Annotated in this window: 26 protein-coding genes, 1 tRNA gene and 1 riboswitch; of the genes, 19 read left to right on the top strand and 8 right to left on the bottom strand. The window is 43.2% G+C overall.

Annotated elements, in window-relative coordinates; all coding sequences use genetic code 11:
- The first annotated feature begins 195 nt into the window (after positions 1 to 195).
- The 3 genes from C1I38_RS09470 (at position 196) to C1I38_RS09460 (ending at position 2897) form a co-directional block, all read left to right on the top strand.
- Complete coding sequence (locus C1I38_RS09470) at positions 196 to 510, top strand: dehalogenase (RefSeq protein ID WP_119774918.1); 315 nt, start codon at positions 196 to 198, stop codon at positions 508 to 510.
- Positions 511 to 523: 13 nt separating this feature from the next.
- Positions 524 to 1864 (top strand): reductive dehalogenase, encoded by a 1341-nt coding sequence (locus C1I38_RS09465; protein ID WP_119774919.1) that lies wholly within the window; start codon positions 524 to 526, stop codon positions 1862 to 1864.
- Between the two features lie 325 nt (positions 1865 to 2189).
- Complete coding sequence (locus C1I38_RS09460; RefSeq protein ID WP_026156297.1) at positions 2190 to 2897, top strand: Crp/Fnr family transcriptional regulator; 708 nt, start codon at positions 2190 to 2192, stop codon at positions 2895 to 2897.
- Between the two features lie 173 nt (positions 2898 to 3070).
- Here the strand turns inward: C1I38_RS09460 and C1I38_RS09455 are convergent, their stop codons facing one another.
- Positions 3071 to 3337, bottom strand: a complete 267-nt coding sequence (locus C1I38_RS09455; protein WP_020491566.1) for an SHOCT domain-containing protein — start codon at positions 3335 to 3337, stop codon at positions 3071 to 3073.
- A gap of 424 nt (positions 3338 to 3761) precedes the next feature.
- Between C1I38_RS09455 and C1I38_RS09450 the strand changes: the two genes are divergently transcribed.
- The 5 genes from C1I38_RS09450 to C1I38_RS09430 all read left to right on the top strand — a co-directional run bounded on the left by C1I38_RS09450 (position 3762) and on the right by C1I38_RS09430 (position 9057).
- Entirely contained in the window at positions 3762 to 4697 is a 936-nt protein-coding gene (locus C1I38_RS09450) for a diacylglycerol kinase family protein (RefSeq protein ID WP_119774920.1), read from the top strand.
- A gap of 164 nt (positions 4698 to 4861) precedes the next feature.
- On the top strand, positions 4862 to 5866 hold the full coding sequence (locus C1I38_RS09445; protein ID WP_119774921.1) for a DnaJ C-terminal domain-containing protein: 1005 nt from the start codon (positions 4862 to 4864) through the stop codon (positions 5864 to 5866).
- A gap of 5 nt (positions 5867 to 5871) precedes the next feature.
- Positions 5872 to 8457 carry an ATP-dependent chaperone ClpB gene (gene clpB, locus C1I38_RS09440; protein WP_119774922.1) on the top strand — a complete coding sequence of 862 codons (2586 nt, stop codon included), beginning with the start codon at positions 5872 to 5874 and terminating at the stop codon, positions 8455 to 8457.
- Between the two features lie 178 nt (positions 8458 to 8635).
- Positions 8636 to 8845, top strand: coding sequence for a hypothetical protein (locus C1I38_RS09435; protein ID WP_119774923.1), 210 nt, complete (start codon positions 8636 to 8638; stop codon positions 8843 to 8845).
- A gap of 14 nt (positions 8846 to 8859) precedes the next feature.
- A complete protein-coding gene (locus C1I38_RS09430) occupies positions 8860 to 9057 on the top strand; it encodes a spore coat protein (RefSeq protein WP_119774924.1) in 198 nt (65 codons plus the stop codon).
- A 326-nt stretch (positions 9058 to 9383) separates the two neighbouring features.
- Here the strand turns inward: C1I38_RS09430 and ribE (C1I38_RS09425) are convergent, their stop codons facing one another.
- From ribE (C1I38_RS09425) to C1I38_RS09405, 5 genes are all read right to left on the bottom strand, one after another.
- Complete coding sequence (gene ribE / locus C1I38_RS09425; RefSeq protein WP_119774925.1) at positions 9384 to 9848, bottom strand: 6,7-dimethyl-8-ribityllumazine synthase; 465 nt, start codon at positions 9846 to 9848, stop codon at positions 9384 to 9386.
- Positions 9849 to 9979: 131 nt separating this feature from the next.
- Positions 9980 to 11197, bottom strand: a complete 1218-nt coding sequence (locus tag C1I38_RS09420) for a bifunctional 3,4-dihydroxy-2-butanone-4-phosphate synthase/GTP cyclohydrolase II (RefSeq protein ID WP_119774926.1) — start codon at positions 11195 to 11197, stop codon at positions 9980 to 9982.
- Between the two features lie 18 nt (positions 11198 to 11215).
- The gene (gene ribE / locus C1I38_RS09415) at positions 11216 to 11869 is read right to left on the bottom strand and encodes a riboflavin synthase (protein ID WP_119774927.1); all 654 of its coding nucleotides are present in this window, start codon (positions 11867 to 11869) and stop codon (positions 11216 to 11218) included.
- Positions 11869 to 13014, bottom strand: a complete 1146-nt coding sequence (ribD, locus tag C1I38_RS09410) for a bifunctional diaminohydroxyphosphoribosylaminopyrimidine deaminase/5-amino-6-(5-phosphoribosylamino)uracil reductase RibD (RefSeq protein WP_119774928.1) — start codon at positions 13012 to 13014, stop codon at positions 11869 to 11871. The genes ribE (C1I38_RS09415) and ribD overlap by 1 nt, the downstream gene beginning before the upstream one ends.
- A 209-nt stretch (positions 13015 to 13223) precedes the next feature.
- Positions 13224 to 13338, bottom strand: a riboswitch (FMN riboswitch).
- 96 nt (positions 13339 to 13434) lie between these two features.
- Positions 13435 to 13968, bottom strand: a complete 534-nt coding sequence (locus C1I38_RS09405; protein ID WP_020492568.1) for a GNAT family protein — start codon at positions 13966 to 13968, stop codon at positions 13435 to 13437.
- A 195-nt stretch (positions 13969 to 14163) separates the two neighbouring features.
- Between C1I38_RS09405 and C1I38_RS09400 the strand changes: the two genes are divergently transcribed.
- On the top strand, positions 14164 to 14775 hold the full coding sequence (locus C1I38_RS09400) for a DUF975 family protein (protein ID WP_119774929.1): 612 nt from the start codon (positions 14164 to 14166) through the stop codon (positions 14773 to 14775).
- A 75-nt stretch (positions 14776 to 14850) separates the two neighbouring features.
- Here C1I38_RS09400 and C1I38_RS09395 read toward each other — a convergent pair whose 3' ends face one another.
- Positions 14851 to 15000 carry a small, acid-soluble spore protein, alpha/beta type gene (locus C1I38_RS09395; RefSeq protein ID WP_119774930.1) on the bottom strand — a complete coding sequence of 50 codons (150 nt, stop codon included), beginning with the start codon at positions 14998 to 15000 and terminating at the stop codon, positions 14851 to 14853.
- A gap of 208 nt (positions 15001 to 15208) precedes the next feature.
- Positions 15209 to 15285, bottom strand: a tRNA-Pro gene (locus C1I38_RS09390).
- Between the two features lie 277 nt (positions 15286 to 15562).
- Here C1I38_RS09390 and C1I38_RS09385 point away from each other — a divergent pair.
- From C1I38_RS09385 to C1I38_RS09340, 10 genes are all read left to right on the top strand, one after another.
- Positions 15563 to 16246 (top strand): Crp/Fnr family transcriptional regulator, encoded by a 684-nt coding sequence (locus C1I38_RS09385; RefSeq protein ID WP_119774931.1) that lies wholly within the window; start codon positions 15563 to 15565, stop codon positions 16244 to 16246.
- Positions 16247 to 16453: 207 nt separating this feature from the next.
- Positions 16454 to 17665, top strand: a complete 1212-nt coding sequence (locus tag C1I38_RS09380) for an IS256 family transposase (protein ID WP_132102132.1) — start codon at positions 16454 to 16456, stop codon at positions 17663 to 17665.
- A gap of 99 nt (positions 17666 to 17764) precedes the next feature.
- Positions 17765 to 18112: a hypothetical protein gene (locus tag C1I38_RS09375; protein WP_019226898.1), complete on the top strand. Its 348-nt coding sequence runs from the start codon at positions 17765 to 17767 to the stop codon at positions 18110 to 18112.
- Positions 18113 to 18362: 250 nt separating this feature from the next.
- Positions 18363 to 19967, top strand: coding sequence for an IS1182 family transposase (locus C1I38_RS09370; protein ID WP_119775161.1), 1605 nt, complete (start codon positions 18363 to 18365; stop codon positions 19965 to 19967).
- 502 nt (positions 19968 to 20469) lie between these two features.
- Entirely contained in the window at positions 20470 to 20769 is a 300-nt protein-coding gene (locus C1I38_RS09365) for a metalloregulator ArsR/SmtB family transcription factor (protein WP_119775160.1), read from the top strand.
- A 40-nt stretch (positions 20770 to 20809) separates the two neighbouring features.
- Positions 20810 to 21811, top strand: a complete 1002-nt coding sequence (locus tag C1I38_RS09360; RefSeq protein WP_119775158.1) for a permease — start codon at positions 20810 to 20812, stop codon at positions 21809 to 21811.
- A 45-nt stretch (positions 21812 to 21856) separates the two neighbouring features.
- Positions 21857 to 22096, top strand: a complete 240-nt coding sequence (locus tag C1I38_RS09355) for a thioredoxin family protein (protein ID WP_019225335.1) — start codon at positions 21857 to 21859, stop codon at positions 22094 to 22096.
- 191 nt (positions 22097 to 22287) lie between these two features.
- Entirely contained in the window at positions 22288 to 23409 is a 1122-nt protein-coding gene (locus C1I38_RS09350) for a sensor histidine kinase (protein ID WP_119775157.1), read from the top strand.
- A gap of 18 nt (positions 23410 to 23427) precedes the next feature.
- A complete protein-coding gene (locus C1I38_RS09345) occupies positions 23428 to 24066 on the top strand; it encodes a response regulator transcription factor (protein ID WP_015042641.1) in 639 nt (212 codons plus the stop codon).
- 40 nt (positions 24067 to 24106) lie between these two features.
- Positions 24107 to 25855 (top strand): MBL fold metallo-hydrolase, encoded by a 1749-nt coding sequence (locus C1I38_RS09340; RefSeq protein ID WP_119775155.1) that lies wholly within the window; start codon positions 24107 to 24109, stop codon positions 25853 to 25855.
- Position 25856 lies beyond the last annotated feature (1 nt).

Here is a 25856-nt window from a genome sequence, read left to right as displayed (position 1 = left end):
CGTTGTGACGCTACATCCTAGCTTATTTTTTATCAATTTATTTAAAATAAAAAAACAGAGAAATTCCTGGAATTAGAAAAATAATCACTAATTAGTAGCTACTAAGAGATATTACGTATTACAGAGATATAATGCGAGTGACTTGAGTTTATTTTATAGACTCGATGTGAAAAAGTATGGGAAGGGGGTGTTAATGTGTTGAATGTAGTTCTCATTTTTGTTGTTGGAATGCTCTTTTTAGCAGGTATTTTAGCCCTGAGACCTTACGCAAACAAGGCGGACAAAAAGAAAACTGTGCTTAATTGGTTTCTGTATTCGGTATGGTTTCTGATTACTTGTATCGGGTTATCTTTCATTGTGCTTAATGCTCAGATTGGTCATGTCAAAGCTACGAGTACCGGAATCTTTCTCTTTTTTGGGCTATCTATCGTCATCGGAATCATATTAGCAAGATTAGTGGGATTAATAGGTTTAGGTAAGAAACAGAAAAGTTCTAATTTGACGAGTTAAGAGGTGAAAAGTAATGTCAAAATTTCCAGAAGAAAAACAGCAGGAACAAGGATTCCGGATGAACCGACGTAAATTTTTGAAAGCAGGGGCTGCTTCTGCACTGGCAGTAGGGATTGTTGGCGCAATCGGAGTTTTGCCGTCAGAAGCTATGGCAAGCCAGACAGGTTCTCAAAACGGAGCCAAATCCAAGCTGCATCCCAATGTAGATTATGGTGGTGCCACCGTCCGGTTCGTTGAGAATAATGATCAATGGCTAGGAACTTCAAAGATCGTCGGTTCTATTAAAAACACCCATGCAGCGGACGCAGGATTCAATTATGCTATTCGTGGTAAACTGACCCCCGAAGCTCAAAAAGAATCCTTCCACTATCACTTTGTTGGTAAGCATCCTTTTAATGCTGCTCTTATGGGATTTGTCGGTGTTATCGCTCCAGACGCAATGTGCGGCGGAAAACCGGCTCCTGAAAAGCTTCCAATTCCTGATCCTGAACAAATGTCCCAGCACATTAAGGATTGCGCGTATTATTTACGCGCTGACGAAGTTGGAATCGGCAAGATGCCCGCTTATGCTTATTATAGTTACAGGTCCCCTTCGCAGGATGATTTGTTTAAGAATGGGGATGATTTGTCTAAGTCAATTCCGGTCACGGAGAGGATGCCTTATGTCATTACGTTTATGGTTGATCAGCACTTGGAAACGATGTTGGGTTCGACCGGATATGATGGTATCAGTGCCGGTCAATCCTTCCGTTCATACCATGCCTCCGGTGTTATTGCTGTCATCTTAGCGAGTTATATTCGTAACCTGGGTTATAATGCCAGGGCAAATCATATTTCCAACTATGAAGCAGTCATGGGTCCCTGCCTGATAGCGTCGGGATTGGGCGAGTTATCCAGAACAGGAGACTGCGTAGCTCATCCCCGTCTGGGATTCCGCCATAAGTGTGCAGCTGTAACCACGGATTTGCCGCTCGTTCCCGATAATCCCATTGATTTTGGCTTGCAGGATTTTTGCCGGGTGTGCAAAAAATGCGCGGATAACTGTCCAGGGGGCGCTATTACATTTGATGATGATCCAGTCGAGCACAATGGATACTTGCGATGGAACACTGACTCTCTAAAATGCACCATATTCCGGTCAACGAACAAAGAAGGTTCTTCCTGCGGCAGGTGTATGAAAGTATGTCCTTGGGATTCAAAAGAACAATCTTGGTTCCATGAAGCAGGTACTTGGATCGGCAGTAAAGGCGAGACCTCATCCAGATTGCTTAAGACAATTGATGATATGTTCGGCTATGGTACGGAACAGATCGAAAAATACAAATGGTGGCTGGAATGGCCCGAGAGGTATTAGCCATTAAACAATAATCGGTTCAGTTTTCTCATTAGGTATATTTTTAAGCGGTGGGGCTTTATCTTGCCGCTTAAAGATATATGAAAACAGATGTTTATTACTTGCAATCGGTCTTCATCAAAAAATATTGCAGAGATTTAATCGTCATTTGAAAAGAATCTTCCTTCTTTTTTCTAATGACTTTTTTGGTTTCAGCAAATAGTCAAGGGACTAATAATCTATTAAATTTTAGAAGGCTAGGCTTAAAACAACAAGAAAACCACCATAACGGGTATAATGAGGGTGACCACAGTATTATATTTTCTTTTAAAAGGTGGGGATAACTTTGGAAAACGGGAAACTACCGGATTGTATAATAAAGATGCCTATTATTCCAACATTTGATCCCATTGAAGAGCTAAACATGTATACTTCTCTTGGAAGCCTGCATACATTTGCAAGAGGAAGCAAGATCGTTTCGCCCGGCATACCTTTTAGTAATGTTATTTTCTTGATTTCAGGACAACTTGACGTGAGTATGGTATCGCGGAATGGTGAGGAAAAGTATCTGCTTGAAGTTTTTAAGAACGGCATAGCGGTGGCTTTAAACCAAAATGATGATCATGAATTTCAAATTACTGCAGTAAAAGATTGCACTGTTTGTTTTTTCCCTTTGGACATGATGCTTGCAATATTATCGCAGAATACTCGTTTATTAAAAAATTTTATCTTGAATCTTATACAAAAAACGCAATACTTTATGTATCAATCAAGGGACTTATATCAAAGCCGTCCTTCTGCTAGGGTATTCTCTTTTCTATATAACCTCTGTCTGACAAAAGGGAATCGTGTAAATGATTATTATGAGTTAGCGGTTGAGAATGTGTCACAAAAGACGATTGCCAAAATAACAGGAACCCATCCTGTGACCGTTTGTAAATTATTTACTTATCTTAGTAAAGAAGGCATCATAAAAAAGAATAGAAAAGTCATAAAGGTTTACGATCTCAATAAATTATGTAACCTTATTGCGAATGAGGAATTAACGTATTAATTCTGTTGGGCGGGGGCAATGTAAATTGAGGGTGTAACGAAATTCAGTTTCGATGCGCCCTCTATCTGTTGGTTCACTTGCAGAAAACTCGGTGGTTTTGGCATGTTAGCCTGCAATACTCCAATAAGAAAAAAGACGCCTCTAAAAAAATGAGGCGTCTTTGGTGTGCTAGTTTATTTCCCTAACTCGCCTTTTCGGGTATTGTATTCTTCCAGATCGATTTCCCCTTTGGCATATCGTTCACGTAAGATGGTCATAGCGTGGTCTTCCGGTTTACCGGAGGTGTTCTGTCTGTCCAGATAACTTCTAATAAGCCTGACTGCAAGAAAAATAATTCCCAGCCAGAAAAGCAATTGGATGATCATGACTGCAAATCCCATCCAGGAATAATTGCCTCCCATCATCCAATCTCCACCTGGTCCATACCAGCCTCGCATCATTTTCAAGCTACCTCCTTTTATATTCTCTTGGATTTTCTAGGCCATTCAAAAAAGTAAACCCTAGTTTTGAAACTATTTTTTTGATTAAACCATTGTCATCAATATTTTGTGCCGTTTGTGCCTGATTTATGATGACTGTAGATCTGAGAAAAGGAAATGAAATCATGAATATGCTGCAGATTTTTGGCAAGTATAGTGACAGAATGAAAGCCTTGCCGTTTGATCCTGAATATTTGTGAAGAAAGTACTGCATGAACGCTGGCAGGAAAAAATAATTTTTCGCGCGTAAAGGGAATTTCTAAGAATTAGCGAAACAATATGTTAAAAAACTAAATTATACCATCGGTTCAGTTTTTTCATGTGGATAAACGGAGAAATGATCGAGAAAATGACTGAGAAAAACTAAGATGATAGGAAGATGAGAATGAGCCAGCAAAAATCATGGTTTGCTGTTGTGAATCCCCGGTCAGCAAATGGAAAAACGCAGGGACTTTGGCCAGGGTATTACCAGCAGCTTCAGCAGGCGGGAATACAGGTTGATTATGCGCTGACCTCCCGCTCCGGGGGAGGAACAGAAATAACACGTATGGCTCTGGACGAAGGGTACCGGAGGATGATTGCGGTCGGAGGAGACGGGACGGTCAATGAGGTGCTTAATGGTCTTATTGAGAATGACCGGCTTGTGGCGGACGATATCGAACTGGCTGTTTTTGAACAAGGAACAGGCGGGGATTTTGTAAGGACAATAAAAACGGGCAAAGAAAAAGGTCTGAACGCCTTGATCAGGATGCTGAAGGAGCCCAATATCATTCTTTCTGATCTTGGACGAGTCGACTTTCTGAATTTTGAAAGGGAAGAACGGACACGTTATTTTCTGAATGCATCCAATGTCGGAGTCGGCGCGGAAGCGGTTCACAGAACCAATTGCCGGAGTAAAGCGATGGGCAGCAAGCTCTCTTATCTGACCAGTACTTTAGAAGCTGTTCTATCGTATAAGAGCGCCTGTGTTTCTCTGAAAATGGACCGGGATACATTCTGGGAAGGGAATATCTGGGGGTTTATGGTCTGCAACGGTCAATATATTGGCGGCGGAATGCATATTGCGCCTGATGCCCGCCTGGATGACGGTTTCTTCGATCTGGTTGTGATAAAAGAAATGAAACTGTCCAGGCTCTTTACACGCTTTCCGCTGCTTTATAAAGGTCAACATATTCATCTTCCTGAAGTCCAAGTGTTCCGCTGTAAGGAAATTGAACTGCATATGCCGGATTCCATACTCTTTGAAACCGACGGGGAGATCCCGGGGGTATGTCCGAAGGCATACCGGGTAATCCCTAAGTGCTTGAAACTATGGGTATAAGTTTCCGTTAACGTTAAAATTATACGGATAAACAGGCATCAAGACTTAAAAAAATTAAGGTCAGCTAAAGACAAATATATATCTGACCAATATTGACCTTTAAGGTGATTTTGCATATAATACAATTAATGGGTAAGAAAAGCAGTCTTAAGGTGGTGAGGACAGTGGATTTTAAAGATTATTATCAAATCTTAGGCATTTCTCCGGATGCGGACAATAAGGCCGTCAAAAAAGCCTATCAGGCGCTGGCAAAAAAGTATCATCCTGATTTAAACCAGGGTGATAAAGACTCCGAAGAGAAATTTAAGGAGATTAATGAAGCCTATCAGGCGATATCCGATCCTGCCAAAAGACAAAAATACGATGATTTAAGGGCAAACTACCAGCAATGGCAGTCGCGCGGCGGCAGAGGAAATTCTTTTGACTGGTCGGCCTGGCAGGAATCACCGGGAAGCAACCGCTATACCCGTACAATGACGCCGGAAGAGTTCTCAGAAATATTTGGGGACAGGGGTTTTGGCTCTGGTGCTGGCGCAGGCAGGGGCATGGGTGGATTTTCAGATTTTTTCTCCTCTATTTTTGGCATGGGGGCAGACTATGCTGATGATTCCGATGATTATTATTCGGATAGGGTCAGAAGACCGCAGGCCGGCAGGGACATTGAAGGTGAAATCAGTATTACGCTTGAAGAAGCCTATCATGGAACCAAACGGATGATTGAAGTCGGCGGCCGGAGAATTGAAGCCACTGTTCCGAAAGGCATTAAGCATAACAATAAAATCAGGCTCAGCGGACAGGGACAAGCTGGAGTGAGGGACGGAAACAAAGGAGACCTTCTGTTAACGGTAAAAATTGTTCCGCATGCTGTTTATACCCGGGACGGAGATGATTTGTCCGCCCCTATCGAAATTGATTTCTTCAAGGCCGTACTTGGCGGAGAAACCCGAGTTAAAACCTTAGGCGGAGAAATAGCCATCAAGATCCCTCCGCGCACCCAAACCGGAAAAAGCTTTCGCCTGAGAGGGAAAGGGATGCCTGTTCTCAATAAAGCGGATCATTTTGGCGATTTTTACGCTAAGATTGCGATTGTTCTGCCCGAGGAAATGTCTGAGAAAGAAATCAGTATGCTTCGGGAATTAAGCCGGGAAAGAGACAGTTCAAAGGAGTGATAAGAATGGCTTTTGATACCAACCGTTTTACCCAGAAATCCCAGGAGGCAATCATCGCTGCGCAAAACAACGCGGAACGTAACCATAACAGCCAGGTGGAACCTGAGCACCTGTTACTGGCCTTATTGGAACAAAATGAAGGGGTTGTACCTCAGATCCTGAATAAATTAAATATTTCACCCGTAAGTGTCAGCGAGAAGACCAAATCCGCTATCCAGAGACAGCCCAGTATGATGGGAGCTGCTACCCAGCTGAGCATTTCCCCAAGAATGAGAACAGTTCTGGTGAACGCCCATGACCAGATGGAACCGTTTGGAGATGATTATGTCAGTACGGAACATTTTTTACTGGCCATCGTTGATCAAGCCGGCGGAGATGCCGGAAAGATCCTGAAAGAAGCCGGAGTCACCCGGGAAGCCCTGTTGAACGTTCTGAAGGAAATCCGCGGATCTCAGCGGGTTACCGGTCAGAATCCGGAAGGGACTTATGCTGCCCTGGAACAGTACGGCCGAAACCTTGTGACACTGGCCAGGAGAGGAAAACTTGATCCGGTGATCGGCAGGGATGAGGAGATCCGCAGAGTACTGCAGATATTGTCCCGCCGGACAAAAAATAACCCGGTTCTGATCGGCGAACCAGGCGTAGGAAAGACGGCCATTGTCGAAGGGCTGGCCCAGAGAATCGTACGGGGTGATGTCCCGGAAGCGATTAAAAATAAAGAAGTCATTTCCCTGGATATGGGAACGCTGATTGCCGGGGCCAAATACCGCGGAGAATTTGAAGAACGGCTGAAGGCTGTATTAAAGGAAGTTGAAAGCCGCGAAAATATTATTCTTTTTATTGATGAGCTGCACACCGTCGTCGGGGCAGGGGCTGCCGAAGGCGCAATGGATGCCGGCAATATGCTCAAACCGATGCTGGCCCGCGGGGAGCTTAGGATGGTCGGAGCCACGACGTTGGACGAATACCGTAAACACATTGAAAAGGATGCGGCACTGGAAAGACGTTTTCAGACGGTGACTGTTGCACCGCCGACGGTCGAGGATACGATCTCGATCCTAAGGGGTTTGAAAGAACGTTATGAGACGCATCACGGCGTCAGGATTACCGACAGTGCGATCATTGCGGCGAGTATCCTTTCCGACCGCTATATCAGTGAACGGTTCCTGCCGGACAAGGCGATCGACCTGATTGATGAGGCAGCAGCCAGACTGCGGATGGAAATCACCAGTGAACCGCAGGAACTCGACGATATCAAACGCAGAGTCATGCAGCTTGAGATCGAAAGGGAAGCGCTGAAAAAAGAGAAAGACAAAGCGAGTCAGGAAAGGCTGGCCAATATTGAAAAGGAACTTGGAGACCTGAAGGAAAAAAGAAGTGCTCTGGAAGCCCAGCTTCAAGAGGAACGCGGAAAACTGGGCAATATTCACAAATTGAAGGAAGATATTGACCGGACGAGAGTAGAAATTGAAAATGCCCAGCAAAAATACGATTACAATAGGGCTGCCGAACTTCAGTACGGCGTACTGCCAAAGCTTGAGAAAGAGCTGGCAGAACTTGAACAACTCGTATCGGGACGGGAGAATACGCTGCTGAAGCAGGAAGTCTCGGAAAGCGATATTGCTGAGATCGTCGCCAAATGGACGCATATCCCGGTCTCCAAGCTTCTGGAAAGTGAAGCCGAGAAACTGATTACGATGGAGGAGAACCTGCATCAACGGGTCATCGGTCAGGATAAAGCTGTTCAAGCGGTAGCTGATGCGGTTCGGAGAGCTCGTACCGGTTTGCAGGACCCGAACCGTCCGCTGGGTTCATTCTTGTTCCTCGGACCGACCGGAGTAGGGAAGACGGAACTGGCCAAAGCCCTGGCAGAATTTCTGTTTGACAATGAACAAGCCCTGATCCGGATTGACATGTCCGAATATATGGAGAAGCATTCCGTAGCCCGTCTGATTGGGGCCCCTCCCGGCTATGTTGGCTATGACGAAGGCGGACAGCTGACAGAAGCCGTCCGCAGAAAACCGTACGCTGTCATTTTACTCGACGAAGTTGAGAAAGCGCATGGTGATGTCTTTAATGTTCTGCTGCAGCTGCTTGATGACGGCAGACTCACAGACGGCCAGGGCAGGATTGTCAATTTCAAGAACACGGTTGTGATCCTGACCAGCAATATTGCCGGACAGGAAATCCGGGAAATGAATGAAAACCACAGCAGCCGGGAATTGGTCCGTAAAACGATCGAAGCTGAGCTAAGCCGGTATTTCCGGCCGGAATTTATCAACAGACTTGATGAAACCATCATCTTTGACCCGTTAAAGAAAGAAGATCTTGTCCGGATCGTGGAAATTCAGCTTGACCTGCTCCGCAACCGCCTCAAAGAAAGAGGACTTACCCTCACTTTATCCGACAAGGCCCTGCACATGCTCACCGAGGAAGGCTATGATCCCGTATTTGGGGCCAGACCACTGAAGAGAGTGATTCAGCAGCGGATTCAGAATCCGCTGGCTAAACAGATCCTGCAGGGTGAATTTCCAGAAGGAACAAGGATTCTGGTAGATTATGACCAGGACTATCAGTTTAAGAAGATATAAGAAATATAAGATGATTAAAAGTTTAAAATTTTAATCAAAGGAAACAACATGGATTTTCGCTGTGAAATCCATGCTGTTTTTTTATAATGACAAGCAATAATGTATAAATTTAGTGCTTTCTGTATATCCTGAAAATACTTAATTCTAAATACTTAAGAATTTTGGAAGGTGGGATATTATGCAGCATAGTCAGAGTGAAATCAAAAAAATCCTCGATCAGGGAATGATAACAAGATCCTTGGTTGAAAGCGAAGTATCGATGAGAAAATGTGAAATGTACAGTGAGATGGCCAACGACAAGGAAGTAAAAGCATTTTTTAAGGACCAGGCAAGCGCACTTGACGGATTATCCAACTTTCTTAAAAGTAAGCTTGCTCAAGTCATGTAGGAAGGAGATTATTTATGAATAATTTTTCAGATCTGGATATGATGTATGATTACGAAAAAGATGTCTCGGCAGCAGCTTCCGGGTATATGACATTTGCCACCAAAGCTTCGAATGATGAAATCCGGCACCGCTATCTTCAGCTGGCAAACGAAGCAAGCAAAGTCTATGAACGGCTTTCAAAACTTATTGAAAAATCGGGAGGAACAATCTAAAACATCACGCTTCTTGCAACGCAAAGACCAGGGGCTGTTCTAAACAAGCAGGCCAAAGGCGTCTCATTGAATGAGGCGCCTTTTTTCTGGAGTTTTTTCTGGAGTATTGTAGGCTTGCCCAGATACCTGCTCGTACGTTTTCGCGTATAACATTTCAGTGGACTTTTATGGACAAAATAAAAGCCTACAATTTTTGGAGTAGTCAGAAGAAATATAGAGTAGTATTACAAATAGAGAGGGCGCATCGAAACTAAAGTTTTTCGTTACGCCCTCTTTTTGCGTCTGGCAAATGAATTCGTCATTTCTGCAATACTGTGTTTGGGGACTTAGGCGAGCTGCTTAAATAGGTTCGCGGTTTCAATCGCGGTTACAGCAGCATCAAAGCCTTTATTGCCGGATTTCGTGCCTGCTCGCTCAATGGCCTGTTCAATCGTATCGGTGGTCAGAACGCCAAAGATTACAGGAACCCCGGTTTCCAGGCCGACATTGGCGACGCCTTTGCTGACTTCGCTGCTGACATAGTCAAAATGAGGCGTAGCGCCTCTGATCACCGCGCCAAGGCAGATGACCGCATCAAAGCGTTTTTGTTCAGCAATCTTTTTGGCAGCCAACGGAATTTCAAAAGCACCGGGGACCCAGACGAGTTCGATATTGTCCTCATTAGTGCCATGTCTTTTCAGTGCATCCAAAGCGCCGCCAATAAGTTTATTCGTAATAAACTCATTAAATCTTCCGGCAACAATCGCAAACTTTAAATTCTCAGCCAACAGTTTTCCTTCAATGGTTTTCAAATGATATCCTTCCTTTCTTTTACAGCCAGTTCAGTCTTATTTCTTTTAAGCTATTGGTCTTTAGTCTTTAGTTCTCTATACGCTTTAATGTCTTTGTCATTGGTCAATTAAGGATTGCCGGTTATTACCGATCAGTGAATATTGGTCAGGAAATGGCCCATTTTTTCTTTTTTGGTTGACAGGTAGTATTCATTTTCAGGTTTCGCGGGCATTTCGATTGGGACGCGTTCGGTAACTTGAATGCCGTAGCCTTCCAGACCTACGATTTTCTTGGGATTATTCGTCATCAGACGGACTTTGGTGATACCGAGGTCAGCTAATATCTGGGCGCCGACGCCGTAATCACGCAGATCAGGCGGGAAACCCAGCGCCAGATTTGCTTCGACCGTGTCTTTGCCTTCTTCCTGGAGTTTATACGCCTTCAATTTATTTAGAAGCCCGATTCCGCGGCCTTCCTGGCGCATATAGAGAAGCAGGCCGCGCCCTTCGCGTTCGATTTGCTGAAGGGCTGCTGTTAACTGGTCCCGGCAGTCACATCTTCGAGAGTAGAAAACATCTCCGGTCAGACATTCGGAGTGGACTCTGACCAAAACGGGTTCCCCGTCGTCAACAGCGCCTTTGACCAAGGCCAGATGTTCCTTGCCGTCAATTTTACTTTTAAAACCGACTGCTTTAAACGTCCCAAATTCTGTCGGGAAATCGATACTTTCGGCCCTTTCAATGAGTCTCTCGTTCAGACGGCGGTAACTAATCAAGTCTTTGATCGTCACCATTTTCAGGTTATGCTGCTCTTTGAATTTCATCAGGTCGTTCACTCTGGCCATTGTTCCGTCTTCATTCATGATTTCACAAAGGACACCGGCCGGTTCAAGACCGGCCAGCCGGGCCAGATCGACCGATCCTTCAGTGTGGCCGGCTCTGACCAGGACGCCGCCTTCCCGGGCCTGCAGCGGGAAAATATGGCCTGGTCTGCGTAAATCCTGCGGTTTACTGTTTTGGTTAATCAGCACCTGAATCGTAGCAGACCGCTCAAACGCGGAAATTCCTGTGGTGCTGGTTGCAGCATCGACGCTTACCGTAAAAGCCGTGCCATGGGGATCCGTGTTGTTCTGAACCATCAGATCCAAATTTAGCTCTTTAAGCCTTGCAGCCGTCAGGGAAGTGCAGATCAACCCCCGGCCGTAGGTGGCCATGAAATTAATCGCTTCGGGCGTCACCTTGGAAGCAGCCATGATAATATCGCCTTCATTTTCCCTGTCTTCATCATCGACGACGATAATCATTTTGCCTTGACGGATATCTTCGATAGCCTCTGGAATGCTTGCAAAAATATTTTCTTGCTGTGTCATCTGAGAAAGCTCCTTTCGTTAGATAAAACCATTTTCAGTTAAGAATTCAACGGATATATCTTTTTTGGTTTGGGGTGGGCTGTGGTCCTTTTGCAGGAACCTAGCCACATATTTTCCAATAATATCGGTTTCAAGATTCACCGTAGAACCAACGCGTTTAAAGCCGAGTGTCGTATGCTGAAAGGTGTGGGGGATCAGGGAAACGGTAAAATAGTCATCCCCGACATCAATGACCGTTAACGAGATTCCATCGATGGCCACTGATCCTTTCGGCAGCAGGGAGGAGGTTATCTCCGGAGACGTTTGAATCCGATAGATTTGAGCAATGCCAACCGGAGTCATTGCAGTGATTTTTCCGATGCCATCGACATGGCCGCTCACCAGATGACCACCCAAACGGCTTTGCAGCTGCAGCGCTCTTTCCAGGTTGACTTTGGTATGCTGCTTTAATTCGTGAAGGTTCGTTCGCTGCAGGGTTTCATACATAACATCGACAGAAAAATTTCCGGAACCGATGACGGTTGCTGTAAGACAGACCCCGTTGACGGCAATGCTGTCTCCGATTTGGGACCCCTTCAGTACGAAAGAAGCATCAATGGTTAATCTGGCGGAGTCTTTCAGTAGATCTAGACTCTTTATTGTGCCCAGTTCTTCAATGATTCCGGTAAACATTATTTGTCACTTCCCATTTTATTGGTTTGGTTATAGTCAACTGTTCCGGTAAAACGATAATTTCCTCCCAGCTCACATACCGCTAGTTGACTGATATTTACTGCCTCGGACATGCTGGTGAGGTGCAGGCCTGAGAGCGGGGAGAAGCCGGATCCGGCCAGTTTCGGGGCCATCATAAACATGATTTGATCAATCAGCCTCGATTCCAGCATTTTACCGGCGAGCGTACCGCCGCCTTCCAATAAGATGCTGTTTAAGCCTCTGGCCGCGATGTCTCTCAGCAGATCCGGCAAAGGGATCTGTCTGGGCATATCATATTGCCAGATCTCAACCTTATCGGCAGCAAATGTTTCACGCATCCGCAGCAGTTTATTTGGGTCGGCAGCCTTTGTTGTCGCGATGATGCAGCGGCTGGCGGATTCGTTCCGGAGGACCTGGGCGTTTAAAGGAACAGACAGGGAACCATCGACGATCAGGCGGACCGGATCCCGGCCATGCTCAATATTACGGCAGGTTAGGAGCGGGTTATCCTGAAGGACTGTTTGACTGCCGACCATAATGACGTCATAAGTATTTCTTAAACCATGAACGAAATGTCTGGCCTCTTCCGAAGTGATCCATTTGGAGTCTCCTGATTCTACGGCAGTCCGGCCATCGAGCGTCATTGCAGCTTTATACAGTACAAAGGGCATTTTGGTGGTAATTGCTTTGATAAAAGGCTCATTAATGCTTTGAGCTTTTTCAGCCAGCAGACCGGTTGCGACAAGAATACCGGCATCCCTCAGTTTTCTCACGCCCTGACCGCTGACCAGCGGATTTGGGTCCGTCATCGCGATAATGACTTTCTTTACACCGGCCGCGATGAGTGCATCGGCGCAGGGAGGCGTACGGCCGTAATGAGAGCAGGGCTCCAGTGTAACATAAACATCGGCGCCTTCTGCGCTTGATTCCGCAGCATTTAAAGCGTGGACTTCCGCATGCGGTGTACCGGCTTTCTGATGGTAGCCTTCCCCGACAATCTGCCCGTCCTGCACAATAACACAGCCCACAAGCGGATTTGGACTGGTTCTGCCTGCCGCCAGAATGGCAAGATCCAGTGCACGTTCCATATAATATTTGTCTTCTGCGGTAAAACGATCAGGCAATGGATGTACCCTCCAGTCATTAACAAGTCGGCAAATGAAAATATAAATCATTGATAAATCATAGAAAAACAATCATAGAAAAAATACTGGAAAAATAAAAAATGCCCGGAAATACTCCGGGCGTCAATCATTCAGATCAACAGTCATTCAAAACAGGCAGGTGAGAGGCTACGCGACAAACACGACAAGCACGTGCACGGTCACACCATGTTTTGCTCTTTCCATCCAGACTTTAACTGTCGGCTTCGTAATTTCAACGAATCTGCCATAAGGCTCGCGGGCTGTACCGCCGGTAAGGAATTACACCTATCCCCAGAGTAAAAATGTATTCAGTTTTGCTGCATAGATCAATCGAACTTGCAATTATCATACTGCAATCCTGTCAAGAATGCAACCATTTTGCACAGAGATCAAGAGAGTCTAAAGGCGGACAATCTCGGCATAATCTTTTTTTAATAAACCTAAGATGATTGCGTCAAAATATTGCCCTTCCACATAATAGGCTTCACGCAGCCTGCCTTCGGTAATGAAGCCGAGCTTCTCATAGCAGGAGAGCGCCCTGGTGTTATTGACCCAGGTCTCAGCGGTCAGTCTCCGGAAATTCCACTGGCCAAACAAGTAGCGGATAAAGGCAGTCAGCGCATCGGTCCCATAACCTTTTCCCCAGTAATCTTGGAGGCCAATTCCGATATAAATACGGGCCGATCTGGCCGGAATATTGACCTGATCGAAACCAATTGTACCGATAAGGCTGCCTTGTAAATCCGTAATCGCATAACGGTTGGCATCCTCTTCAAAAAGTTTGCTCTCCAGATCCTCCCGGCGCAACAGGGTTGCAAGAGGCCAATTACCACTTATCCAGTAAGAAAAGTCATGGTCATTATACCATTCATACAAGGTGTCCAGATCATCCATTTCGAGCGGACGGATTCGGGATAATTTGCCGTTTAACATGGCAGTCACCTTCCAAACAAAAATACGTTTAAGTAATCATAGTTTAGCATGTAGAGAAATAAGATCAAGTAGGAGAAGAAGCAAATGCAAAATAAGGTAAAATATAGCAAAAATGCTTGAATTTTGTTGCTTCTTTCGTTAAGATGAAATTATTCATCTGAGTCATTATCAATAATTTTGAAAGGGGACTAGAAAATGATTGAAAACAAAGAATTAAGGGCCATGGCCCGCACCCAGTTAAAAGGGCACTGGCTGAGACCAATCCTGGCCTGTCTGATTTATGCTGTAATCGTGTTCATCCTGTCTTGGATCCCGTGTGTTGGTCCGATTATTACGATTTTAATTGCGGGCCCGCTCATGATTGGTCTGGTGACCTTTACCTTAAAGTTCTGCCGTGCGGAAGACCCGAATGTTGAAGTGGTCCTTTCTGGATTTAAAAATGCCATTAATTGTGCCGGGCTATATCTCTGGTATATGCTGTGGACACTTTTATGGTCACTGCTACTGATTATTCCGGGGATCGTTAAAGCGTACGGCTATATGATGAGCTTTTATATTTATGCTGATAATCCTGATATGGGTATCAGAAAGGCCTTTGATCTCAGTAAAAAAATCAGCTATGGCTATCGCGGCAAGCTATTCCTGCTTACACTCAGCTTCATTGGCTGGGCGATCCTGGCCACGATCCCGTTCTGTCTTGGCTATATCTGGCTGATGCCCTACATGCAAATTACGTTTACTAATTTCTATCAGGAACTAAAAAAAGAAAGCATCAAAAATGGTGTCTGTACTGCGGAAGAGTTTTGAGCCATATTTTGAGTTATATAATAAGTTACTCCGGGCAAAAACCCGGAGTAACTTATTTCTTCATGTGCTTGGTGACTAGATTCTACCGTTAATGTATTCAAAAGTTTTCTTAACCATACTGCCCCCAACAGAGCCATTCTGTCTTGCGGAGGTGTCTGGGCCTAGGTTAACCTTAAGCTCGCTGGCAACACTTTGTTTGTTAACCGGCAGTTTATATTTAGCCATTCAATTTCCCTCCTTTTTGTTTATTTGTTTATTTATCTGTAGTATCTGCACATAGGAATAAAATACACAGGTAGTTTATTTAAGTTCAGTAAGTCTTTAACAGTTAACCTAAATATGACAATCAATAAAGAGGTTCAAAAGTGAGTCAAATATAAAAATATAAAAAATAAGCTCCGGGTATAAACCCGGAGTTTCTTTTGAGTTTCAATGGTCGGGGCGACAGGATTCGAACCTGCGGCCTCTTGGTCCCGAACCAAGCACGCTACCAAACTGCGCCACGCCCCGATGTCTCTTTTAAAGAACAAATAAAATCATAACAAAAGGCTGAATTCATGTCAAGGATAAAATGCTTTGAATATTTGCTATTGAGCGATAGCTAACCTTTGTTTGACAATAACTTTTCTTAAAAGAGGGGACACTTTCGAGGACAATAAAAGATTGATCAGGTTTTGTGCTGATAATTCCAAATAATAATCTGGCTCGTAAAGCGGGATTATTTTTACTTTGTTGAAAAGTTGAATCTATTTTGATATATTTTCTTTATAAACATAGGGGGAATTGCATGAAACGTTGCCTCATCTGCCTAGAAGAATTGGATCTGTTTCGGGGTCTGGAAAAAGAACAGATTACAAACTTGTGTCAATGTACAAATAAAAAACGGCTGTCCAAAGGACATTATCTTTTTTATCAAGGGGATATTACAGGTACTATATTTCTTGTGAAATCAGGAAAACTTAAACTTGTTCAAAGTGCTGGAGATGGACATGAAACAATTCTGGATATCTGTGGTCCCGGTGAGGTGCTAGGTGAGTTGTCGCTATATCTAGAACAAAAGGAATGTTCTAGTGCATTAGCCATGGAAGAGGCTTGCATCTGTTGCTTTAGTAAAATGCAATTTGAAATGTTAATTAAGAAAGATCCTTCTTTTGCCTTAAGGATAATTAATTACCTTGGGCAAAAGCATTATGCCATTATGAATTCAGATAAGGAGACTAGACGAACTGTAAAAGAAAGATTATTAGGTCTATTTTATAACCTTGCCAACCAATATGGGAAAAAGCTGCCAAACGCGACAATGATCGATTTAATAATTACTCAGCAGGAATTAGCTGATATGATTGGTGCTTCACGGGTAATGGTCATTCAGGCCCTTAATGAGTTAAAAGAAGCCAAAATAGTCGACCGCACTAACAGATATTACATTTTAAAAGATGACCCTTGTCTTAGTACGCACATATTTAAATAATAGGGTCAAGCAGCTACTTCTCTGATTTTTAGGTATGGAAATTCAACTTCCCCAATTTTTTTATTAATTGTTAAATACTTAACAGTTTTAGAAACATGATAAAGTCCGTATAATGGTGTAAATTCAAATTTTAAATAAAACGAGCCAAAAAGCTCAACCTCGGTTAAAATAAAGTTACCAGACAATACATAATCGAGGAGGAACAAAATGGCTCAACTAAATATTACACTGGATACAGAACTTTTGCACGGACTTTTTACAAAAGACTCTAAGGATGAAGCTTTTTCAAAACTGTTAGAAACGATTCTAAATCAGGTATTACTTGCTCAATCAGCAGAGCAACTTGGTGCAGGGCCTTATGAACGTTCTGAAGATCGCACAGCATACCGAAATGGATTCAGAGACAGAGATTTGACTACACGTATTGGTTCCATAACATTAAAAATTCCACGCCATAGGAATGGTGAGTTCAGCACTACAATGTTCAAGCGTTACCAACGCAGTGAACAAGCTTTGATTTTAGCAATGATTGAAATGGTCATAAACGGTGTTTCAACGAGAAAAATTGAGAATATCACAGAAGAACTTTGTGGTAAGAGTTTCTCTAAATCAACGGTATCAAAACTTTGTGAGCATCTAGATCCAATCGTTTCTGCCTTCAGAAATCGACCGCTTGAAAAGCACTATCCTTTTGTCATTGTTGATGCCATATACATCAAAGTTAGAGAAGATAGTCGTGTTTGTTCAAAAGGCCTATTAATTGCTACAGCAGTCAATGAAACCGGTCATCGTGAAGTAATAGGCTTCCAGTTAAGCAATAGCGAATCAGAAACCAGTTGGGGGGATTTCTTTAGTGATCTTAAATTTCGCGGATTAAACAACGTAGACCTGATAGCCTCTGACAATCACAAAGGTCTTGTAAAGGCTATAAAAAAACATTTCCAAGGTGCAACTTGGCAACGTTGTCAAACACATTTTTCGAGAAACATTCTTGATAAAACACCAAAGAAACACCAGCCTGAAATTAAGAAATACCTACAAAGTATCTATCAAGCGAGAGATATTGATGAAGCAAGAAGACTTCTTTCGGAAACTTTAGAAGCCTTTGAAGTTCTTGCTCCGAAAGCAATGACAACACTTGAAGAAGGTTTCGAAGATGTTATGGCAGTTATGAGTCTACCTGAAAAGTATCGAAAACGCCTACGAACAACAAATAGCGTCGAACGACTTAACCAAGAAGTAAGACGTCGTGATCGTGTTATAAGAATCTATCCAAATGAAGCTTCCGTCATCAGGTTGTTGGGATCAGTACTTATTGAACAAGATGAAAAATGGTCATCAAGAAAGTACCTTGATATGGATGAATATTATCAATTTATAAATGAACAAAAATCAGCTAAGGACCAATCCGCTGCTTAATTAAATACAGCCGAGGGAATTTACACACTAATAAGGACTTGACTAGAAACATTAATTACCTTATAATAAATCATAATTATATTTTAGGAGGGATTTTCTTTGATAGCTTTAGGTCCTATAGAAATAATGAATCATACTCCCTGGCATTTTCTAGCTGCATCTGTGCTCCTGGTCTTATTTTTTATCGCTACTTTTAGTGATGACCAAAACCTAAAAACAAAACTTCGTAAAATCATGTATGTTGTCTTTGGCTTCGCAGTATTAACAGGATGCTATGTTTGGACACTTGTTGATTTTAGCCTTCCATTGTTAATCAAGAGCATTGGAGGTTTCGCACTCTTTTGGGTGATGATCCAACTCACAAAGAACCGATTCAATAAACTTTATTGGGGGTTATTTATTTTAATTGCCGCTGTAGGTTTAACATTGGCTTTCGTCTACATTTAATTGAATTAGTTAACCTGTTATAAGACTAATTATCCGAAACAATATCAGGCCGCTTCTAACGGAGTAAAAGGGTTGAACAAAGGGAAATACACACGCTGTCAAAGTAGTAAAAAATACTATAGAAATTGATTAAAATGGAGGGGCTGTTGCACAACGAACGTAGTCGTTCGTAGGCAATAGCCTACTTTTTTTACCCGGAAATATAGCAAATGCGGGCTCGAAGAGCCCGCAAATACTGTATAATTTAGTTATGCGACTAAATAAATTACACAACAAAAAGTATACCGAATATCGCGACGGGTATCAATTAGTTTTACCATTTAATTTTGATGTGTTAATACCAGAAGATGATTCTGTCCGACTGCTCAGCCACATACTGGAGGGATTAAATTACACGGAGCTATATCAGGCATATTCTTCTACTGGAAGAAAACCTGCAGTCGAACCCAAGATCCTATTCAAGGTATTGACCTATGTATACATGAACAATATTTACTCGAGCAGAAATATTGAGAAAGCCTGCCGGAGAGATATTAATTTCATGTGGCTGTTACAAGGAAATCCGGCTCCGGATCATTCGACCATTGCCCGGTTTCGGAAAAGTTTTGTGGTTGATGCTGTCGATGGATTGTTTTATCAAATGGTCGTATATCTGCATCAGACTGGCGAGGTGAACTTCGAGAATCTATTCATCGACGGGACAAAAATCGAAGCCAATGCCAATCGTTACACCTTCGTTTGGAAGAAAGTCGTCAACAAAAATGAAGCTAAGATGTTTACGAAAATACAAGCGTTGCTGGAGAAAATCAACGAAACCTACAACACGAATCTTCTCGTCAGCAAAGATAGCTTATGCTGTGATTTAGCGGGGATACTCACGTATTTGGAAGAAAAACGAAAAGTAGAGAACATCGAATTTGTTCAGGGTATTGGTAAACGGAAGACAGAATTACAGCGGTATACTGAACAGATCAGAGAATTCTCTTTGCGTCAGGCAGCGTATGACAAACATAATACCTTGTTTAACGGCCGGAATAGTTACTCTAAAACAGATACGGATGCCACCTTCATGCATATGAAAGACGACCATATGCGCAATGCTCAGCTAAAGCCAGCTTACAATGTCCAGATCGGAGTTGAAGGCGAATACATAACGGGCGTCAATGTTTTCCAGGACAGAAACGATTTAAATACCCTGATCCCATTTTTAAAGGAAATGGAGAGTAGATCAACTTTTCGATACAAAAATATCATTGCCGACTCCGGCTACGAAAGTGAAGAGAATTATCTTTACCTGGAAGAGCACAGACAGACTTGCTACATCAAGCCGCAAACATATGAACAATCGAAGAAAAGAAGCTTTAAAAATGACATCAGCAAACGGGAAAACATGACTTATGATGCTGAAAAAGACGAATATACCTGCAGTAACGGCAAGCAGCTTCAGCCTATTGGAATCACCCATAGAACATCGGCAACCGGCTATCGGTCGGAGATAACACTGTATGAGTGCGAGGACTGCCAAGACTGCCTTAAGAAAGAGAAATGTACCAAAGCTAAAGGAAATAGACGAATGCAGGTATCCAAGAAATTTGTGGAGAAACGCCGGGTATCTTATGAGAATATTACATCCGAAAAAGGCATCTTACTTAGGGTAAATCGTTCTATCCAGGCGGAAGGGGCTTTCGGGGTTTTAAAGAACGATTACAACTTCAATCGCTTTTTAACACGCGGCAGGAAAAACGTCAAAAATGAATTTATGTTGCTTTGTATTGGATATAACGTCAACAAGCTTCATGCGAAGATTCAGAATGAACGCATCGGAAAACCACTTCATCAGCTAAAAACGGCCTAGAATTGATGAAGAAGACACGCTAATCCCCAAAAAATATCTTTTACAAAGACCTAAGATTAGGCTATGCAATGTCTAACCAGCGTAAGCGGAGCATGGATTGCGCAGCGCGGCTTTTTGCGCCACGGAGGGCACAACTTGCCGAGAGCGGTTAGACATTGCGTAGCCCTACCTTCAAGGTTTTATTCGTTATACCTTCCAGAGGTAGTTGCTTAATCCATATACCGTAGTTGGTCTTTCATATACCGATAGAAGAAGGCGGTGCCGCCAAACTTTGTAGTTTTGCAACACCGCCTTTTTATTTATAAAGTATGTGATCATCGTTTGATCAACCTTTTCTACTCGCTACAAGTTTCCAGTTCACCAGTGCTTTGGGTTTACTTAGGTTTTCTGCGATTTGCGGGATATTTATATACCATAGACATTGACAAGTATCAATGTCTTGACTAATATATAAACATATTGATGTTTATCAATATATAAACCTACAACAGGGGCGGTTGAATTGGAACGAAATTATCAAGCATATGCTTTAGCGATGAGAGCATTATCTGATGAAACAAGATTGAAAATATTTGACATGTTGGGCAATGGGGAACTATGTGCTTGTAAGATACTCGAAGCGTTCAACATAACCCAATCCACGCTTTCTTATCACATGAAGATCTTATGTGAAAGCGGTCTGGTGAATGGCAGGCGGGATGGCATCTGGATGCGGTATTCTATCAATGAAAGTAAACTTGAAGTCATTGCCGGCTTTTTGATAAGGTTACAAAAATCATATGTAACAAAAAGAAAAAAATAACTATTGAATCAAACGAATAAACAACAAGAAGGTGACTTAGATGGTATTTGAATGGCTAAATAACCAATTGCTCAGGATGGAATGGCTTTCTGATTTGGTAAAGCTCTTGGTTGAGAATGTCTTTGGGCTTAGCATCCAGGATCGCTGGGGAGGTGGTCTCCATTTTTTCATCTATGACGTTCTTAAAATATTTATCTTGCTAGCCGTTTTGATCTTTCTCATTTCTTATATTCAAAGTTTTTTTCCACCGGAAAGAACCAAAAAAATACTCGGCAGGTTTAACGGTATTTCAGGAAATATTTTAGGTGCTTTACTCGGTACGGTGACGCCTTTTTGCTCCTGTTCTTCCATTCCGCTTTTTATTGGCTTCACCAGTGCGGGGCTTCCCATCGGTGTTACTTTTTCGTTTTTAATATCATCCCCCCTGGTGGATTTGGCTTCGGTGCTTTTGCTGGCAAGTATCTTTAATTGGACCATTGCCATTGCCTACGTTGTTGTTGGTTTGATTCTGGCAGTAATTGGCGGAACCGTGATTAGCAGAGCAAAGCTGGAAAAGTATGTAGAACCGTTTGTATTCAGTAATAAAATGCTGGAAATAGAACCGGAGCGGTTAACAACTCGGGAAAGGCTGGAGTTTGCTAAAGATCAGGTTCGTGATATTGTCAGAAGAGTGTGGGTATATATTCTAATCGGTGTCGGTATAGGTGCTGCGATTCACAACTTTATTCCTGAAAATATTATTTCCTTACTTCTGGGTCAGGATAAATGGTATTCGGTATTGCTGGCTACTTTGGTAGGGGTCCCGATGTATGCAGATATTTTTGGGACGCTGCCGATTGCGGAAGCATTGGTGGCCAAGGGTGTTGGTCTGGGAACTGCTTTATCCTTCATGATGGCTGTCACCGCACTTTCTCTGCCGTCTTTGATCATGCTCAAGAAAGTCGTAAAAATGAAACTGCTCGTCATATTTGCAGGGATTGTAACCATTGGCATTCTTATCATCGGCTATACATTTAATGCCTTGGGATATTTGCTCATGTAAGGGGTAATAATATTTGAATTTTCAAGTAAAAGGAGCGTATTAAATATGATGATTAAAATTTTAGGATCTGGCTGCAAAAATTGCGTTACCCTTGCTGAAAATACCAGAATTGCTTTGGAAGAAGTGGGCCTTGCTGCCGAAGTAATCAAAGTTACCGATATTCAAGACATCATAGCCTATGGTGTGATGTCCACACCAGCCCTGGTTATTGACGAAAAGGTGGTATCTTTTGGGAAAGTTCTAAAACCCAAGGAGATCGTAAAGATTTTAGAAACTGCGCGGTAGAAAAAAGATGCTATCAATCTCATAAAATAGTTTCGTGTGATTAAAAGCGAGTACAATTCAAAAAGTACTCGCTTGTTTTTAGCGGAATAGCGTGGATAGTTTTATTTTTGTCCGCCTTAAGTAGGAAATATCAAGAAAATGTCGAATGAGATATTAATTGACTCATTAAATGATTATTGAGGAGTCACGCTATGGATAAATTAACTGCTGTCTTTGAATCAACGCTCAACGCAATCGAGAACGGTAAAGAAGAAATATTTGACATCTATGAGATGACCCGCAACGAAATACAGCGGTTAAAAAAAGAACTGGAATTTATGCGCAGGGAAATTGAAGACACCATCAAAATGGTGGATACCCAGTTTATGAAAGAAAAACGCTTCCGTCGGAAGCTGATGGAAGTCAACAAGAACTTCGATAAGTTCAATGAGAAACAGATGCTCGAAGCGTATTCGGAAACGAAGGATGCACAGGTAGAGCTGCAACTGCTCCAGGCGAAAGAGCTTCAGCTGCGTTCCCGCAGGGATGAAATCGAAAGAACGTTAAAAAATTTGGATATCACAGTGATTAAGGCTGAGGATCTGATGAGCCAGGTCAGTCTTGCCCTACGGCTTTTAAAAGAAGGAATCAGTGAGATCAGTCAGTTCTATAGCAGTGACCAGAGAAAAGAAACAGCTTTTCAGATCATCAAGGCTCAGGAAGAAGAACGCCTGAGGGTCGCCCGTGAAGTCCACGACGGTCCCGCCCAGAGTCTGGCAAACATTGTTCTGCGTCTGGAAATAGCAGAGAAACTTCTGGAACTTGATCACCGCCAGGTAAAAAAAGAATTGAAAGAACTGAATATACTGGTCAGGGATAATTTGAAGGATATCCGCAGAATCATTTTCGGACTCAGGCCAATTCCTTTAAATGGGGCGGGAATTGTTGATACCATCAATCATTATATGAAAAACTTTGAAAAAACGTATGGGCTGACCTGTGAACTTATCGTGGAAGGACAAGAAAGGGAGCTTGATTCCTCCGTAGAAGTAGCCCTTTTCCGATTGGTTCAGGAAGGGATGACCAATGTGGCTAAACATGCGGAATCCCCGAAGTGCAGGGTTCATTTGAATTTTCAGGATAACAGGATTGTCGGTCAGATTATCGATGATGGTAAAGGATTTGATATCAGCAATGGCTTGGATAATTCCGGTGCCCATTTCGGCTTGATTGGAATTAATGAGCGAATTCAGGCTTACTCCGGACAATTATCGATTCAATCAGAACCGGGCAAGGGTACTGTTGTTACGTTTAACATTCCATATTCTGAATAAAAGGAGGAAAGGATCAAAATGATAAGGGTTGTAATTGCCGATGATCACCCGCTTCTCAGGGAAGGATTACGAAGAATTCTGGAATTTGAAGAAGGCATTCAGGTTGTATCCGAAGTCGGAGATGGTCAAGGGGCAATTAATATGGCGAGGAAGACGCCGTTTGATGTTCTGCTGATGGATTTGAATATGCCTGGGGTAAATGGTCTTGAAGCCTGTAAAGTCATCAGAAGGGAATTCCCGAACATTGGGATTTTAATTCTTACTGTCGATGACTCGGATGAAAAAGTGTTCCAGGTATTACAGCTCGGGGTAGCTGGATACCTGCTGAAAGACGTCATTCCGAAAGCCCTGGTTGATTCCATCCGCAAAGTATATGCTGGAGAACCCATTTTGTCCCCGTCGGTAACCGGCAAACTGCTTGGCCAGCTTTCCAATCCGAACAGTCCAAAAGATCATTTCGGATTAAGCAACAGGGAAATGGAGATACTTACCTATGTGGTCAAAGGCTCGTCAAACAAAGATATTGGCTTAACGCTGTTTATAAGTGAAAAAACAGTCAAAAATCATCTTTCCAGTATTTTTAGAAAACTAGAGGTCGAAGACCGCACCCAGGCTGCTTTGAAAGCAGTGAAGACAAAACTTATTACACTGGAATAAATTTTTTTGTGGCTTCAGTAGGCTGCAGAAGGGAATACGAATGAAGCTTTGTTTTTATGGTGCCAGTCAGACTGTGACGGGTTCCTGTTATTTGCTGGAAACAACAGATACCAGAATCCTGATTGACTGTGGAATGTTTCAGGGTTCCAAAATCATGAAAGAACTGAATTACGGCGCGTTTCCGTTTGATCCCAACCTTCTTGACGCTGTGATTTTAACGCACGCCCATATTGACCATTCCGGGCTTATTCCGAAGCTCATCAAAAAAGGTTTCAGCGGGCCGATCTATGCGACGACGGAAACCATAGAACTATGCTCTGTGATGCTGCCGGACAGCGGGCACATCCAGGAAATGGAGGTCACCAGAAAAAATCGCAAGCACAGCAGGATGGATGCTCCATTAATTGAACCGATTTACACGGTTGAAGATGCGGTGAATGCGCAAAAGCACTTTGTCGAGGCGGCCTATAATCAAAAGACCGCGATCTCGCAATCGCTGTCCTTTCAGTTTGTCGATGCCGGGCATATCTTGGGCTCGGCCCATGTCATTGTCAGCGTCAAAGAAAACAACACGACGAAAACCATTGCATTTTCCGGAGATATCGGGACTTCCGGTCAGCCTTATGTCGAAGATCCCGAAGGGATTAAAGAAGCGTGTATGCTTAAGGATCCTGATGGTATACGAGATGCCTGTATGATTGTGATGGAAACAACCTACGGCAACCGGATTCATCCGGATAAAACCAATCGAATGGAAAACCTGGCCAGGGTCATCAATAATGCCCACCAAAAAGGCGGCAATATTATTATTCCGGCTTTTGCCATAAATCGGACACAGGACCTTTTGTACTACCTGCGCAAACTTCAAGATGACAAAAAAATTCCGGCAATGCCGATTTACATCGATAGTCCGCTGGCTGTTGCAGCGACGAGAATATTTGGGCGGAATACCCGGAATTTTGATCAGGAAACCAAACAGCTGCTGGAGGCGGGCCAAAGCCCGTTTGCCATGCCGAATCTTCACTTGAGTGAAACCGCGGAGGATTCAATCCGGCTGAATGCGATACAGGGCGGCGCGATTATCATTTCGGCTAGCGGGATGGCTGATGCCGGAAGAATCAAGCATCATTTGAAACATAATCTGTGGCGGTACGATGCCACGGTCATCTTTGTCGGTTATCAGGCCCAAGGGACACTTGGCCGGTTTTTAACTGACGGTGCCAAAGAAGTGACTATCCATGGAGAGAAAGTCGCGGTCAACGCCGAAATCGTTGCGTTCCAAGGTTTTTCAGCGCATGCGGACCAGAATGAATTGCTGGCCTGGCTTAAAGCCGCCGGCGGCAACGCAGATCAGCTCATCCTGGTCCATGGCGAAGATGATGCGATTCAGGCGTTTTCATCTCTGGTCCAGCAAAAATTCGGGATTGCGCCAATCATTCCGGAACTGGGTGAATGCCTGGAGATAGCGGACGGCGAAATCAAGCGTCTAAAACCTTCCAAGCCCTGGCTAAAGGAAATTGAAGATAGGATAGGTTATCCTGCACCTCAGGAACGGCAGTCACACCCGTCCAAATCTGTTAAGCAAAGATCTTCAGAAGAAGGATCAGGGGGAAGAACCTTCAAACGCCGGAGAAAAGTTCTGCTTTCCGAAGCAAACAGGGCCTATACCAAACTCCGCAAAGACCTGAAACTATTCATTGATAGGAGCAATGAGCGCCAAGACTATGAAAACCTGATTGATACCTTTGAGAGCATTTCCGATCTTTTAAAAACAAGAATGAAACGGTAAA

Source organism: Dehalobacter sp. 12DCB1, from assembly GCF_004343605.1.
GTDB lineage: Bacteria > Bacillota > Desulfitobacteriia > Desulfitobacteriales > Syntrophobotulaceae > Dehalobacter.
Note: the sequence above shows the minus strand (reverse complement) of the source record. Positions and strands in the feature narration are given on the sequence as shown.